The sequence below is a fragment of the Enhygromyxa salina genome (assembly GCF_000737335.2).
In the GTDB taxonomy this organism is placed as follows: Bacteria; Myxococcota_A; Polyangia; order Nannocystales; family Nannocystaceae; genus Plesiocystis; species Plesiocystis salina_C.
Window position 1 is genome coordinate 36,759 of sequence record NZ_JMCC02000007.1, and the last position, 15,229, is coordinate 51,987.

The following is a 15,229-nucleotide window of genomic DNA, read 5'->3' on the forward strand; positions in this document are numbered from 1 at the left end:
AGTCAGGGCGAGGGGTCTTCGAAGCCGGTGCTGATGTCGGCCAGCAGCTGCAGCCACTCGACCTCGTCGGGGGGCAGCTGCTCCGGCGCGTAGTCCGTGCTCGTGCAGGGCAGGTTCGAGATCTTGCCGAACATCACGCAGCCCGCCAAGTAGCTGCCGGCCAGCGAGGGGTGGCTGCCATCGCCAACATACAGCTGGATCGGCGGATCGACCCACCACGCCATCCACCACGCGTCACCCACGGGCGCGACCTCGGTGTCGCTGGCGAGGGCCGCGTTGACGTAGCCTTCAGCGAGCGCCTGGTGCATCTGCGTGAGATCCATGCCGAGCTGCATGAGATCCGCGTTGCCCTCTTCGCGCGGCCAGGTCTGGAACAGCAAGACCCGTGCGTCACCGGCCATGGCCACCTGCTGCGTGAACTCGATGACGGCCTGCTCGAAGCTTGGGTAGTCGAGGATCGGCTCGACGCTCTGGCCCTGCAGCACGACGACGTCCCAGTCGCCCGCGAGCGCGTCGAGGACGGCGGGGTTCTGGAGGTGATCGATCACGCGCGCGCCTCCGACGGTGATCGAGTCGCTGATCACCGGCGCGAGCGAGCTGGCGCTGAGTGCCTCGACGATCCCCGGTAGATCGTTGGCCGCCGTGTAGCTGTTGCCGACGAACAGCACATGGACCGGCTGCGGGTCGCCATCGCCGTCGCCGTCGCCATCACCTGAGTCGCCATCGCCGTCACCTGGGTCGCCATCGCCGTCCCCTGGGTCGCCATCGCCGTCGCCATCCCCGGGGTCACCATCGCCGTCACCCGAGTCGCCGTCGCCGTCGCCCGGGTCGCCGTCCCCTGGGTCGCCATCACCCGGTTCGCCATCGCCATCGCCATCGCCATCGCCGCTGCCGGTCTCGCCGGAGGTCTGCGCGCCGCTGCCGTCAACGACGACGCAACCGGGCAGCGCGAGCAGCCCAACGAGAGTCAACGTGCAAAACAAGCGCATTCGCGGTCAACGATACCCCTCCGCCTGCAGCGTGAACAGCCTGGCGTAGCGCTTGTCGTTGGCCATCAGCTGCTCGTGGTCGCCCTCTTCAATGACCTTCCCGTGGTCGAGCACGACGATGTGGTCAGCCGAGCGCACGGTCGAGAACCGGTGCGAGATCAAGATCGCCATGCGATCCGCGGTCAAATTGCGGACATGCTCGAACACGGTGGCCTCGGCCTCGGCGTCCATCGCCGCGGTTGGTTCGTCGAGCACCAAGATGTCGGCGGCGGTCCGCATGAAGGCCCGCGAGAGGGCGACCTTTTGCCACTGGCCGCCGGACAGCTCGCGCCCGTCCTTGAACCATCGGCCCAGCTGCGTGCGGTAGCCGTCGGGCATGTCGGCCACGAAGGTGTCGGCCATGCCCAGCTGCGACGCTTCGCGCCAGCGGTCCTCGTCGTCAAAATAGTCGACGTCGCCGGCACCCACGTTCTCGCCCAGCAGCATTTGATAGCGGGCGAAGTCTTGAAAGATCACGCCCACGCGCGCGCGCAGCTTGGCGGGATCCCACGCCGACAGCTCGAGACCATCGAGGGTGATGCGGCCTTGGCTGGGCTCGTACAGCCGCGTCAGCAGCTTGATCATCGTGGTCTTGCCCGAGCCGTTCTCGCCGACCAACGCCAGCGACTGGCCCGGAACCAGATGCAGCGTGACGTCGTCGATCGCGGGCGTGGTCGCGCCTGGGTAGGTGAAGCTCACGCCCTCAAAGCGCACGCCGTCGCCAGGCTTGGGCCCAGCGGTCTGAACCCCCGGCTCGCTGCCGACCGGCTGATCCAGGTACTCATAGAGGTTGGACAGGTACAGGTTGTCCTCGTACATGCCGCCGATCGCCGACAAGCTGGCCGCGACCGCCGACTGGCCCTGGCGAAACACCAGCAGGTACATGGTCATCTCGCCCAGGCTGATGTGGCCGCGCACGGTCTCGACGGCGATCCACGCGTAGGCGCCGTAGAACGCGGCGGTCCCGAGCAGGCCCAGGGTGAAGCTCCAAAACCCGCGGCGCAGGGTCAGGCCGCGATCCTCGGCGAACACCAGCGTGAAGATCTCACGGTAGCGCTGCAGCAGCAGCGGTCCGAGGCCGTAGAGCTTGACCTCTTTGGCGTAGTCCTCGCGCGCGAGCACGGTCTCCAGATACATCTGCTTGCGGGTCTCGGGGGAGCGCCAGCGAAACAGGCGAAACGCCTCGCCCGAGAACTTCGTCTCGACCAAGAACGCCGGCAGCCCGCCAAGCACCAAGACCAGCACCGCCCAGGGTGAGAACGCGAGCAGCAAGATCGCGTAGCTGATCAGCGAGATCGCGTTCTGGACCAAGCCAAAGGTGCGGTTGACCAGGCTCAGTGGGCGCGACGACGCCTCGCGTCGGGCCTGGGTCAGCTTGTCGTAGAACTCGGAGTCCTCGAAGTGGACCAGCTGCAAGGTCAGCGCCTTCTCGAGGATCATGACGTTGACCCGGTGGCCAAGCATCGCCCGCAGCAGCGACTGGCACACGCTCAAGCCCTTTTGCGAGGCGGCGAGCACGACCATGACCCCGCCCTCGAGGGCGACCCAGCCAAGCACCAGCGCAAACGCGGGCGCGGCCCCGGCTTGGACGGCGGCCGAAGCGGCGACGACGGCGTCGACGATCTCGCGTCCGATCCACGCCCCGGCCGCAGGCATCAGGCCGGCGATCAAGGTCAGCGCTGCGATCAGGATCGTGAGCAGCTTCGAGCTGGTCCAGACCAGCTCGACGGCGCGGCGGCTGTACTGAAACACGCCGAGGAATTGTTTGGTGACCGAGCCCTTGGAGTTCCGGGCCGCGGCGTTGGCTTCGGCGCCGTGCGGCGAGGGGCGGGCGTGCTTGCTGTCGTGGGCGACCATGAGCGGGAGCGGGGGAGCGTCGCCCATCATGGGGCTGTGCGTCGATGGCCGCACCCCCCCGAAACGAGGGGGGCTGGTCTGTGGCGCTCAGCCCCGAGTTCGCGTCCGGACCGCACGGAGCACCGCTCCCGCGATCACCAGATCCACGAGGATGATCCACAGCGGCCCCCGAGGTCCGAGCGCCAGCGCGTAGCCGAGGGCCCACGGAACCGACATCGCCCCGAGGCTCGCGCCGACGAAGAAGGTGCTGGTCACGGCGCCGTCGAGGCGCATGTGCTGACTTGCGAGCGACAAGGTCGCGGGGAACATCGACGCGAGCGAGAGCCCGAGCGCGACGGTTCCGATCCACATCGCGGTCTCGCCGGGGATCAGGACCAGGCACGACACGCTTGCGATCGCGCCGAGTAGATCGATCGTCAGCAGCGTCTGCGGCCGGACCCGGGCCGCGAGCGGGATCGTCAGTACTCGGGCCAGGGTGAACGCGGCCCAGAAGCTCGACACCAGCTTGGTCGCGGCGTCCTGGTCGAAGCCGCTTCGGGTCGCGACGGTGAACGACCAGCCCGCGAAGCCAGCCTCGGCGCCCTGGCACAGCACGAACCACGCGACCAGCAGCCCGATCAGGCGGCTGTCGGCGCGCGCGGGCGAGCTCGGCTCGGTCGTGACGGGCTCGGTTTGGGTTGGACTCCGCGTTGAAGATACGCCCACGGCGAACGGCACGATCGCCAGCGCCAACCACCAATATCCCCACGCGACCGAGCTCGACGCCCCGACCACGAGCGGCGCGAGCAGGGCCCCGACGCCATAGCAGCAGTGCAGCGCGCTCATGTAGGGGGCAATGCGGGCGCCTTGGACCCGCGCGAGCATCATGTTGTTGCCGACGTCGAGGACGCCCTGCGCGGACCCGAGCAGCAGGAACAGGCCGACCAAGCCGATCCGGGTCGGCACCAGCGGAACCGCCGCGAGGCCGGCCGCGATCACCAGCAGCGCTCCCACGAGGATCGGATGCGCGGTCCGGCGATCGTAGATCCGCCCGACGACCAGCGACGCGAGCAGATACCCGAGCGAGCGGGCCGCGAACAAGATGCCGAGCGCGTCGGGATCGCTGCGGGTCTGGGCCGCGAGCGCGGGCAAGGTCGGGCCAAGCACTCCCGACATCAAGCCGAGCGCCACGTGGCCGCCAAAGTATCCGGTTGTCTGGCGCGCCGCCTGGCCCCGCATGTTCGGGGCGGAGCATCGCCGGTTCGCTACCGGCGGTCTAGGAGCCCGCCGGCTTCTGAGGATCTCCACGGTACCGGTGTTGCGGTCGCCGGTGTTGCGCGCCAGCGCGACGGCATCGCGGATCAGCGCTGCCTGGTCACCCCACACCTGAGGTATGACGCCGAGCAAGATGGCCGCACGAGAGCTACATGGTACGTGGACGCCGCTGCCCTTGGTCCAGACTGCAGGCAAGCGAATCAAGGGCAGCGACCTGGCGCTCGGCGAGGCCGGTGCGTTCTTGGGGGTCTGTGAGGAGGGGCTGGCGCCGTGGGTTCGGCTCGGGCGCTGGGAGGCTGGGGCCTGGACTTGGAGCGCGCCGTGGACCGTGCCCCCGCGGCCGGACAATGCGGGGGCGCCGGATCGATGGGTAGGCCAGATCGACGAGGTCGGGTCGGTGTGGCTGGCGATCGACCGTCTCGATCCGATGCGCATTGCGATCAACCGGACCGAGTATCAAGGCGGCAGCTACGGCGTGGTCGTTGGGCGGTGGGGCGGCGTGTTTGATCAGATCGAGTCGCCCACCGACTCGGACATTCGCTTTGGGCAGCCGATCGTGCTTCGCGGTGATGAGCTGTGGTCCAACGACATGAGCGCTCTGTGGCACTTTCGGCGGGTCGCGGGCAGCTGGCGGGGTGTGTCGACGGACTGCACGCCGCAATTTTCTGGGGGCGCCGACGAGCTCGGGTGGATCGCCGATGTCGCCAGCGATGGGCGCTGGGTGGTGCAGGATGTGTGGACGCTCGTCGCGGTGTTCGAGCGCCGACCCGTGCGCGGCGGGGGTGAGCGGTTTGCCTGGACGCGGACGTTGGCGTCGAAGACCAGCGTGAAGGGCATGGCGCAGACACCAAACGGGCTGGTCGTCGTGCATGAAGACCGCGACGGCGTCGCGCTGGAGATCGTGTTGCACGATGAGGACCTCCGGCCGATCCAGCGATGGACGCTGGACGAGGCGTTCACGGCGAGCTCTGCGGTTGTGGCGGGGCATCGAGTGGTGCTGCATCGCCAGGATGCGCTGCTGGTATTCGACCTGTATACGGGTTCGGTCACGCACCAGTTGATGATCCCGAAGGAGCTGGTCAAGGTTGGGCGGTATGCGCTCAACGCTAGCGTGCGGATCTTTGGGGACGTGGTGTGTGTGATGTCGGATTGGGAGATCGGGGTCTATGAGCTTTAGTCGCGCTTCATGAAGCCGTAGCCGTTGTTGATCAGCGGCATCACCTGCCCCCTCCAGTAGCGTTCGACCTGCACGCCCGCCGGCAGACACCGACCGATTACATCATCGATCCGAAGTCGGAGGTGTTCGGACTCGACCTTGTCGAGGCACGTCCGCAGCTTCAGCCCGGGCGTCCGCCCCAGCGTGAGAAGCCGCGCACGAACGGCTGTTTCCGCTTGGGCGCGCTCGTTGTCGTCGCTAGCGAGGTCGATGAGCTCGTCGATGTCGTCGGCGCTGAGGTAGAGCGTCAGCGATTCGATCCGAACGAGCGCCTCGTGGCGAATCTGCTCGAGATCACCCCAGTTGATCCACAGCGAGCGAAGCCGCGAGAGCATCAACTCGGAAGGCTCCCAGCCGTCGAGGCTACAATTTCGTGATCTTCCTGGGAAGCTCAGGGCAGCACGCGAATGCTCGCGCGCACCAACAGCCGCTCGGGATTGGGCAGCGCGACCAAGTTCACGCCGCAGCGCGCGAGCTCGTCGTCGGCCATTCGGTGGGTCCACTCGTAGGCTCGGGCCACGCCGGCCCCCGCTTCGGCAAGCAGCTCTGTGATGCGTAGATCCGAGCGCTGGCCATCTGGCTGCATTTCGGGGTTGAGCTGCCGCAGCTCCGCGCCCAGCAGCTGCCCCGGCGGCCAGCCAAACAAGCGCGCGGCGTGGGCGTTGCTGTCAACGATGCGCTGGGTGCCGACGTCGATGATCAGCAAGGCTTCGGAGGTGCTCCGAAACAGCGCGCGGTGGCGTGCCTCGCCGTGGTCGAGGTGCTCGAGGTACACGAAGCGCGTCACGGCGTCGGCCATGCGCGCGCCAAACCGGGCGAACAGGCGCGGCTCGTAGGTGAACGAGCGCGCGCGCTTGCAGTCGTGAACACCCATGAACCACGCCGGGCCCAGGCGCGGCTGGACGACGGTGAGCATCATCGAGCGGACGCCCTGCTTGGTCGCGGCCAAGCTGTTGGGCGGGATCGCGTGGGCGTTGGGTCCGGCGGCGAACACCTGCATGGTGTCGCGGGCGGTCGCGATGACGCCGTCAATGAACGGATCCTCGTCGAACACGGACTCGAGAATCTCGGCCTCTTTGGCGCGGGAGTAGACAATTGGCCCCGACGGGGCGCCGCGCGAGATCGGGATGAAGAAGCTCAGGAAGGCGCGGTCGCAGCCAAAGATGTCGAGGAAGCTCGCCACCGCGTCATGCAACATTGGAGCGATTCCCTCGCCGTCTTCGATGATCGCGTCGACGGTCTCGATCGCGGCGAGGATCGACTCGGCCTCGGAGGGCAGGATGGTGTCGAGATCGTTCATGAGCCAGGCGTGGGTGGCGAGCGGGAGCATAACAGCCCCCGCTGACCCCCGCTTTACCCGCAGCGAGGCGTTGGGCTCACTCGGGACCCGCGGCCTTCTTGAAGTCTTTGCAGCGCGAGTCGGCGGCGAGCAGCGACGGCACCTCGCGGATGTAGTCGTTGGCGCCGTTGGCCGCGTAGAGATCTTCGGCCTGCTGGGCGTGGAGGCACACACCGTCCTTGTCGCGCTGGTACTTGGCGACCGCGGCCAGGCCCTCGTGCGCGGCGCCATCGAGCAGCGGCGCGGTCCCGTCGATCGCGGCTTCGTACGCAGCCTTGGCCTGGTCGAGCCGCTCGGGGTGCTTGATCTGCGTGTCTTCTTCGCCCTCGCCAAACGCCTGGTTGAGGTGAGCCTCGGCCAACATCAGGTTGTTGAGGCTCTTGTACGGCCCGCCAAGCGCGAGCGCGGCCTCGAGCGCGGCCTGGCCAGCGGCGGCCTCGTGAACGCGGACCTGGTAGGTTGCCTGGGCGATCGCGGCGAGCTGCTGGACTTCGACGTCACCAAGGCGCTCACCATCCGCCACCGCTTGCTGTGCAGCGGCCTTGGCGTCTTCGGGGACCGCTTCGGCGGCGGCCAGAGCCATCAGCGCGCCGGCCATCGCGTGGGCGCGAACTTGGGTGTCGGCGGTCATGGTGTCACGCAGCTCGGCGGCCGAGGACGCGACCGCCTCGTACTCACCCTGCAAGTAGCGCTGGTAGAGCGCGGAGATGGCGGCCGGGTCGGGATCCTGGGGGGGCAGCGGCTCGAGCTCGGGCGGCGCCTCTTCGGGTTCGACGTCGCCGTCGCCAGTCGCAGCCTCGTCGGGTTGGACGGTTGGTTCTTTCTTGCAGGCCGGCGCGACGGCCAGGGCAGCGAGGGTGAGCAGGGAGATCAGCGTGGTCGGGAGTCGCGTGTTCATGATGTCTGTGAGTCTGGTTCGGGGTCGTTGGAGTCGATGGCAGGCTCGGCCTGGCTCGCGGGTTCGGCCTGCTTGGCGTGCTTGGCGTGCTTGGCATGCTTGGCATGCTCGGGTCGCTCGATCACCCGCACTTGGATCTGCCCAAGCCCGCCCAGCATGCCACGCAGGGCCTGCCCACCTACGGTCTGGGGCTGTTCGAACAGCAGCAGCTCACCCACGACCTCAACGCGATCGCCGAGGTACAGCCCGATCGTGTCGTGGGGTCCGTGGTCTTCACGCGGGGCGATCACCCGCGCGGCCTCGAGCTGCTCGAGGCCGATCACGCCGCTGTCGTCGGCCAGCACGATCATCTCGGCGGCGATCGCTGTGGCGCGCGCCGACTTTGCGCGGTTTTGATAGACGCAGGCGTGCTCGCCGGTTCCGAGCGCGCCGTCGCCCTGCCGCAGGGTGCCGACGAGGTGGATCTCGCCGGCCTTCGCGGCGGCGATCGTGCTGATCGGCAGCCGCTCGAGCTTGGCGACGTGCAGGTTGAAGTCGGGCTTGCGACGGATCCCGCGGCGGCCCTTTTTCTTGCGCATCACCGCGTTGGTCATGACCATGACCCCAACCGCGAGGGTGATCAGCAGCGCGACCTTGGCCCACGGCGCGTCGAGCAGCCAGTTGATGTCTTGATCGCCGTCGGGCACGCGCTGCCCACCGAGCTCGGGCGGGGCCCACGCCACGCCCAGCGTCATCGCGCGCGCCGCGATCCAGGATCCAACCATTGCGAGCTGCATGGGCATCATGGCTACCAATACGCCTCGACCAGCATCAGCGTGAACTCCACCGAGCCGGTGTCCTGCCCGTCCTCGACGACCTCGCCGACGAGCAGTGAGCGACCGACCTCACCGGGCTCGATCCGCTCGACCCGCTCGCCGTACAGCTGTGGGCCGTCCTTGAAGTCGACTCGCGGCATCGCGCCCTCGATTGCGACCGGGCCGTTGTTGGTCATGGTCACGACCCAGCGGATCCGGCCCAGCCAGATCTCTGGCCGGCCCTCCACCGCTAGATCCAGCATCGGCCCGATGTCGTACGCGCGGTTGGGCCGGCCCTCGTGGATGCGCGGCAGCAGGCGCATGCGGCTGCTCTGGTAGTCCATCTGGACCAAGAACTCGCGCATGACGTTGAGCCCAAGCAGCCCGCCAGTGCGCTCCGTGGCACACGAGTCGCAAACCGAGACCAGCAAGCCGGGGATCCGCACGTCGCCAAGGATCAGCGCGGGCAAGTGGACCATCCGCGACTCTCGCAGGCCGCTCGCGGTGTTGAACTCGAGGCTGGGCGCGTCGTCGGGGATCTCGATGCCGAGCTCGCGCGCGGTCGCGGACGTCAGCGTGGTGTACGAGGCACCGGTGTCGAACAGGTAGTCGAGCTGCTTGGTCCGGCCACTGGGACCCTCGAGCTCGAGCGACAAGAAGATCGCGGCGCCCTGCTCGGTGAACGGCACGATGATGTGGCCGTCGAGGGCAACCCGGGTGTTTTCGAGCAGTGGCTCGGGGAACTTGGCGCCGTCGGGGTCGATGTTGTCGGCGGCCTCGTGGCCGAACGCGCTGAGCTTTCGCGTGGCGGAGTGGGTGTCGCCGAGCTGGCCTTGGACCACCCACTCGCAGCTGCGCAAGGTCGTGCCGACCCGATCAGGCACGAGCAAGATCGCGATTGCGAGCGCGCTGGCGTTCCAGACCCCTGGCAGCCACGCCATCGCGACCTTGATGCGCTTGGGTTGAGCGTGGTGCTTCCAGGCGGCGAGCGCCAGCGGCAGCCCAAGCGTGAGCACGAGCGCCAGCAGCCACAGCCAGGTCGCGTGCCAGCCTTGATTGGCGATGCGCGACAGCGAGAACATCGTGAGCAGCGCGACCACGGTGATCGCGAGCGAGACCAAGCTCAGCATCACCCATCCGAGCGCGGCCACGACCGTGTCGAGGGTCGAGTCGGGGCTGGCGTTGCGCTGGGTTGGGGGCGAGGACCGGGGATCTGCCCCCAGTGGTGTGTTGGGCACGCTCAAGTGGCGGCAATGTAGCAGCTCAGTCCGCCCGTGGCTGCCCGCCTAGCGGCAACTCCACGGATGCGGCCCACGGGCCGCTTTGTCCACGTGTGGCCCACGGACGGCTGTGTCGACGTGCGGTCTTCGGACCACTCACAGTCGGTCCCGCCAACGCCGCGGCCTCGTCAACGACCCAGCGCGCCCTGTCGCCAGCGACGGAGCCAGAAATGTGACCTGCAACTCTGAACGTTGGTTGGCGGGCGCAGTGCTTGCGCCTAAGATCCAAGCATCACGATGTCGGGGCCCCCGAGTGCCAAGCCGCCGATCTTCAAGATCGGGTTCGAATCCTACGACGACTTCTTGGTCGAGTATGGCGATCACCTTCGCAAGGGGGTGCTGATGTTGCCCGCTGCGATGGGGCTGGGGCCAGGGCAAGACGTGCGCATCAAGCTGGTGCTGCCCAACCACAAGGTGCTGTATCTCAAGGGCTGCACGCGCGACCACGACACCGGCAGCTACGCGGCGCTGGGGCCCAAGGCTGGCGCCGACGAGATCCAAGTTCAGCTCGCAAGCTTCTCGGCCGAGCAGAGCCAGGCGCTAGAGAGCTGCGTCAGCGGGGCGCTCGCCACGGATCCCAAGGCGGTCGCGCCGGAGGAGTCAGGCCCGATCAACCTGTTGCTGGTCGACGACTCGGTCGGCGTGCGGATCGAGCTTGGCGACGCGCTGCGGGATCGCGGGCTGCGGGTGCGGGTCGCCGAGAACGGCTTGGTCGCGATCGCGGCCGCGCTCAAGCGCCCCCCCGAGATCATCCTGTCCGACGTGGAGATGCCGGTCATGGACGGCTGGACCTTCTTGCGCATGACCCGTGCGCGGCAGCGGCTGGCCCACATCCCGTTCGTGTTCTTCACCCGCCTGACCGATGACCTCTCGCGCCTCCAGGCCTATCGCATGGGTGTAGAGGACTTCTTGTCCAAGGACACGGGCGCAGATGAAGTGCTCGCGCGCCTGCATGGGGTGCTGGCGCGGCACAAGAACCGCCCCCAGCCCGTAGCCGCGAGCGCGCTCGGGCAGACCGGCCAGGGTCTGCGCGGCGACCTCGAGCACGTCAAGCTTGGCAGCCTGATGTCGTTCCTCGAGTCGGAGAAGCGCAGCGGTCGGCTGTTGCTCGACAACGGCCGTGATCAGGCGGTGCTCGAGATCAACCGGGGCTCGCTCGCGGGCGTCGAGAACTTGGGCAACTACTCGCACGCGCACGATCGCGTGTTCGAGCTGCTCGAGTGGCAGACCGGAAACTTCGAGTTCGCCCAGGCCGACGACAGCGACATGCCCGAGCCAGCCGGCGAGCTGACCCAGCTGACGTACCTGTTGATGGAGCACGCGCGCCGGGCCGACGAGGCCGCGAACCCCAACAACGGCTAGGAGGACGTCGGCACCAGCAGGCGAAACAGGGCGCCGGGTCCCTCGCTGTCCAGATACTCCAGCGATCCCTCCATGCTCTCGGCGAGCCCCTGCGAGATCGCCAGCCCCAGCCCGGTGCCCTCGCCGGCGCTGCGGGTGGTGAAGAAGGGCTCGAACAGGCGGGGGCGGACGTCATCGGGGACGCCCGGGCCATTGTCGCGAACATCAACGGCCAGCGCATCGGCGAGCGCCCGCACGCGGACCCGGACCTTGGGCGGATCCTCGTCGCCTTCGCGAGCCGCCCGCGCGCCGTTGAGCACCAAGTTGATCAGGATCTGCTCGACCAAGGCCGGGTCGGCGAAGGCCTCGAGCTCGGGATCCCCCGCGACCTCGAGCGTGACGCCTGCACAGCGCGGGTCGGCCCGCAGCAACGTGACGACCTCCTGCGCGCGCGCGACCAGTGAGAACGCCAGGGTCGCCTTCTTGGCTGGCTTGGAGTAGTCGAGCAGCTGGGCGACGATCGCCTGAATTCGCTGGGTCTGGGCCTGCACGCGGACCAGTAGATCGCTGGCGTCGGCGCCGATCTGGGGCTCGCCAAGCAGCAGCTCCGTGTAGCCAACGATCGCCGCGAGCGGGTTGCCGACCTCGTGCGCGACACCGGCGGCGAGCCGGCCGATCGCCGCGAGCCGCTCGGCTCGTTGCAGGCGTTCGTGAGCGCTCGCGAGTGTTGATTGCTGTTCGCGAAGCGACGCGGTCATGTCGTTGAACGCGAGCGCGAGCTCGGCGAGCTCGGCGGGGCCTTCGGTCGGGGCCTCGACGTCGAGCTCACCCTTCGCGACCCGCGCGACCGCGGCCTCGAGCGCCCGCGTGGGCCGCAGCACCTGCAGCTCCACGAGCAGGCCGCCCAGCACCAACAACAGCACACCCACGCCGACCGCGACGATCAACATCTCGCGCCAGTCGTGGCTGCGGGCCCAGGGCGAGTGCTCGGCGATCATGCGCAGGGTCACGCGCTGGCCGTCGCGGGTGGGGATCGGCTCGTCGATGATCAACATCTGATAGCGATCGAGCAGCTGATCATCCACGCGCGAGCCCAGCTGGATCGGCGGAGCTGGCAGCGCTTCGAACCCCGCGTGGACCCCCACGCTGGCGAGCTGCTCGAGCTCGTCATCGGCGCGGATCCGGTGGATCTCGTAAGATACGCCCAGCTGCGCGGCCGAGTCGTGCAGCAGCTCCTCGAGTGACTCGCGCTGAAGGTCGCCGTTGCGAAACGAGCGGGCCGCGAGCATGGCCAGCCCGCGGGCGTGGCTCTGCAGCCGCTCGATCTCCTGTTGATCATGGCGCCGCTGGCCCAGCCACTCCGCTGTGAACGACAGCGAGACCACGGCCATCACCAGCACGATCGTGAGCATCGCGATCAGCTCGACACGCAGGCTGTAGCGGCGCTTGCCGGGGGCTGGGTCCGCCACGACACCTTTATATGCCCCCGGGGCCGAGCCTGCCATTTCGGCCCCGGGGCATCGGTGCGTCCGAGGTGCGAGACCGCCCCTCGCCTCGCAGATTTCTTGCGGCCTCGACCGTCATGGGTATGCGGTTTTCACGCAACCGCATGAGAGCCTGCCAAATTCGAGCCTTCTAGATGGAGGGCCAACTTCAGCGCCGTTGTCAATATCAACAAAATACCAACTAGCTCCCCAAGCGCGGATGCGATAGCAGCGCGCCCGGACTCATGCTGCCTTTTGAACTCCCCGACTTCTACATGCCGTATCCGGCGCGCTTGAATCCGCACTTGGAGGGAGCACGGACGCACTCCAAAGCATGGGCCTACGAGATGGGGATTCTCGTCGCCCCGGGCAGCGACGATCCGCCGATCTGGGATGAGCGCGTATTTGATGCCCACGACTACGCGTTGCTCTGCGCCTACACCCACCCAGACGCGACCGGGCCCGACTTGGACTTGGTCACGGATTGGTATGTATGGGTGTTCTATTTCGATGATCACTTCCTCGAGATCTACAAGCGCACCAGGAACTACGCGGGGGCCAAAGCCTATCTTGCCAGGCTGTCGGCGTTCATGCCGCTCGATGTCTCGACGGTCGACGAGGCGCCAACCAACCCCGTCGAGCGTGGCTTGTTGGATCTGTGGGCACGCACGGCCCCGAGCATGTCAGAGGCGTGGCGAGAGCGCTTCATCGAGGCGACGACGCACCTGCTCGATGAGTCGCTGTGGGAGCTCGCCAACATTCAAGAGAATCGGGTGTCCAACCCGATTGAGTACATTGCCCTGCGTCGCAAGGTTGGGGGCGCGCCCTGGTCGGCCGGCTTGGTCGAGTATGTCGTGCGCGGTGAGGTCCCCGCGGCGGTCGCGGACAGCCGGTCAATGTGTGTATTGCGGGACTCGTTCTCGGACGCCGTTCACCTGCGCAATGACATCTTCTCTTACCAGCGCGAAGTTCAGGACGAGGGCGAGAACGCCAACTGCATCTTGGTCGTCGAGCGATTCCTGGGCGTTGACACCCAGACCGCCGCCAACCTCACCAACGACCTCTTGACCTCGCGCCTGCAGCAGTTCGAGAACACTGCATTGCTCGAGGTGCCCCCGCTCGCCGACGAGCACGCGCTTGGCCCCCTCGAGCGCCTGGACATCTTCAAGTACGTCAAGGGCCTGCAAGACTGGCAGTCCGGTGGCCACGAGTGGCACATGCGCTCTAGCCGGTACATGAACGAGCGGGCCGGCACCGCGGCGACGGAGAGCGGCCTCCCCAGTGAGCTTGGCGCCCTCTACAACGTCGCCGCGCGCATGGGCCTGACCCCCGGCGCGCTCGGTCTGAGTCGGGTCAAGAGCTACACCCACGTGCCGTTCAAGCCGGTCGGGCCGGTGGCCCTGCCCAACTTCTACATGCCGTTCACCACCTGGGTGAGCCCGCACCTCGACGACGCGCGGCGCAGCTCCAAGGAGTGGGCCCGTCGAATGGGCATGCTGATCGCAATCCCGGGTGTTCCGCATGCGCACATCTGGGATGACCACAAGTTCGACGTCGCCGACGTCGCGCTGTGCGGCGCCATGATCCACCCGGAGGCGAGCGCCGAGCAGCTCGATCTAACGAGCTGCTGGCTGGTGTGGGGCACCTACGCCGACGACTACTTCCCGATGATGTTTGGCAACGCCCGCAACATGGCGGGCGCCAAGCTGTTCAACGGGCGGCTCGCCTCGTTCATGCCGCTCGACGGCGCCCCGATGCCAATTCCCACGAACCCGGTCGAGGTCGGGCTCGCGGATCTGTGGGTTCGGACGGCGGGGCCAATGACCGAGATCGGGCGTCGGATGTTCCGCAAGGCGGTCCTCGACATGATCGAGAGCTGGCTGTGGGAGCTCGCCAACCAGATGCAGAGCCGGGTCCCGGATCCCGTTGACTACATCGAGATGCGTCGCAAGACCTTTGGGTCGGACCTGACCATGAGCTTGTCGCGGCTGGCGCTCGGGGACCAGATCCCGCTCGAGCTGCTGGCGACTCGCACGATGCGCGAGCTCGAGAACTCCGCGGCCGACTTTGCCTGCTTTACCAACGACATCTTCTCGTACCAAAAGGAGATGGAGTTCGAGGGTGAGCTCAACAATTGTGTGCTGGTCGTCGAGCACTTCTTGGGCTGCGACTCGGTCCGCGCGGTCGAGGTCGTCAATGATCTGATGACCGCGCGCGCCCAGCAGTTCGAGCGGATTGTCTCGACCGAGATCCCGGCATTGGTCGAGGACTTCGAGCTCGACTCGAGCGCCAGCGCCAAGCTCGATGGCTACATCGAGGGCCTGCAGCAATGGATGGCGGGGGTTCTGCGCTGGCACGCCGCCGTTGACCGCTACAAAGAGCCAGAGCTGCGCGCGAGCTCGCCGGCGCACGGGTTCCTCGAGCGCTTGGCGGGCAACAGCGCCCCGGGGGCGCTCCACCGCCCGGCCATGGGCAGCACGCCCCGCACGCCCAGCTTGCCCAGCACCGCGAGCCAGCCCGCAGCCCCGGCCGCCAACGCGAAGCTCCCACCAACGGGCCCCACGGGCCTCGGGACCTCCGCGGCCCGGCTGCTCGAGATGTTCGAGGCGCACGCGCAAGAGCGCGCGCGCGCTGGCGCTCCGACGCCGCCAGCCATCACCCAAGGCCCAGGCGGCCTGGGCACTTCTGGGTCTCGGATTGGCTCCGCCTAGCCTCGACCCACGTCCAAATCCAAGCGC

Annotated in this window: 12 protein-coding genes; 3 read left to right on the plus strand and 9 right to left on the minus strand. The window is 67.6% G+C overall.

The window, feature by feature from the left end; genetic code table 11:
• Positions 1 to 2 precede the first annotated feature (2 nt).
• From DB30_RS03325 to DB30_RS03335, 3 genes are read right to left on the minus strand one after another with little or no spacing between them, the layout of a single operon-like run.
• Positions 3 to 989, minus strand: a complete 987-nt coding sequence (locus DB30_RS03325; protein WP_052546510.1) for an SGNH/GDSL hydrolase family protein — start codon at positions 987 to 989, stop codon at positions 3 to 5.
• A gap of 6 nt (positions 990 to 995) precedes the next feature.
• Complete coding sequence (locus tag DB30_RS03330) at positions 996 to 2,912, minus strand: ABC transporter ATP-binding protein (RefSeq protein ID WP_240480154.1); 1,917 nt, start codon at positions 2,910 to 2,912, stop codon at positions 996 to 998.
• Between the two features lie 60 nt (positions 2,913 to 2,972).
• On the minus strand, positions 2,973 to 4,103 hold the full coding sequence (locus tag DB30_RS03335; RefSeq protein WP_052546511.1) for an MFS transporter: 1,131 nt from the start codon (positions 4,101 to 4,103) through the stop codon (positions 2,973 to 2,975).
• Between the two features lie 169 nt (positions 4,104 to 4,272).
• On the opposite strand from DB30_RS03335, the gene DB30_RS03340 reads away from it, so the two are divergent.
• Positions 4,273 to 5,316 (plus strand): hypothetical protein, encoded by a 1,044-nt coding sequence (locus DB30_RS03340; protein ID WP_165703607.1) that lies wholly within the window; start codon positions 4,273 to 4,275, stop codon positions 5,314 to 5,316.
• Here DB30_RS03340 and DB30_RS03345 read toward each other — a convergent pair.
• The 5 genes from DB30_RS03345 to DB30_RS03365 form a co-directional block, all read right to left on the minus strand.
• On the minus strand, positions 5,313 to 5,690 hold the full coding sequence (locus DB30_RS03345; protein WP_052546513.1) for a hypothetical protein: 378 nt from the start codon (positions 5,688 to 5,690) through the stop codon (positions 5,313 to 5,315). The two genes, DB30_RS03340 and DB30_RS03345, sit on opposite strands and share 4 nt — an antisense overlap.
• Before the next feature lie 56 nt (positions 5,691 to 5,746).
• Positions 5,747 to 6,655 (minus strand): PAS domain-containing protein, encoded by a 909-nt coding sequence (locus DB30_RS03350; protein WP_165703608.1) that lies wholly within the window; start codon positions 6,653 to 6,655, stop codon positions 5,747 to 5,749.
• A 76-nt stretch (positions 6,656 to 6,731) separates the two neighbouring features.
• Positions 6,732 to 7,592 carry a hypothetical protein gene (locus tag DB30_RS03355; RefSeq protein WP_052546515.1) on the minus strand — a complete coding sequence of 287 codons (861 nt, stop codon included), beginning with the start codon at positions 7,590 to 7,592 and terminating at the stop codon, positions 6,732 to 6,734.
• Positions 7,589 to 8,368 carry a hypothetical protein gene (locus DB30_RS03360; RefSeq protein WP_146657950.1) on the minus strand — a complete coding sequence of 260 codons (780 nt, stop codon included), beginning with the start codon at positions 8,366 to 8,368 and terminating at the stop codon, positions 7,589 to 7,591. Before DB30_RS03360 ends, DB30_RS03355 begins: the two co-directional genes overlap by 4 nt.
• Before the next feature lie 11 nt (positions 8,369 to 8,379).
• The gene (locus DB30_RS03365; protein WP_052546517.1) at positions 8,380 to 9,624 is read right to left on the minus strand and encodes a retropepsin-like aspartic protease family protein; all 1,245 of its coding nucleotides are present in this window, start codon (positions 9,622 to 9,624) and stop codon (positions 8,380 to 8,382) included.
• Positions 9,625 to 9,903: 279 nt separating this feature from the next.
• On the opposite strand from DB30_RS03365, the gene DB30_RS03370 reads away from it, so the two are divergent.
• Positions 9,904 to 11,028 (plus strand): response regulator, encoded by a 1,125-nt coding sequence (locus tag DB30_RS03370; RefSeq protein WP_052546518.1) that lies wholly within the window; start codon positions 9,904 to 9,906, stop codon positions 11,026 to 11,028.
• On the opposite strand, the gene DB30_RS03375 is transcribed toward DB30_RS03370, so the two are convergent.
• Complete coding sequence (locus DB30_RS03375) at positions 11,025 to 12,476, minus strand: sensor histidine kinase (protein ID WP_052546519.1); 1,452 nt, start codon at positions 12,474 to 12,476, stop codon at positions 11,025 to 11,027. The genes DB30_RS03370 and DB30_RS03375 overlap by 4 nt on opposite strands.
• Positions 12,477 to 12,736: 260 nt before the next feature.
• Here DB30_RS03375 and DB30_RS03380 point away from each other — a divergent pair, with 260 nt between their 5' ends.
• Positions 12,737 to 15,202, plus strand: a complete 2,466-nt coding sequence (locus tag DB30_RS03380; RefSeq protein ID WP_165703610.1) for a family 2 encapsulin nanocompartment cargo protein terpene cyclase — start codon at positions 12,737 to 12,739, stop codon at positions 15,200 to 15,202.
• Positions 15,203 to 15,229: the final 27 nt, after the last annotated feature.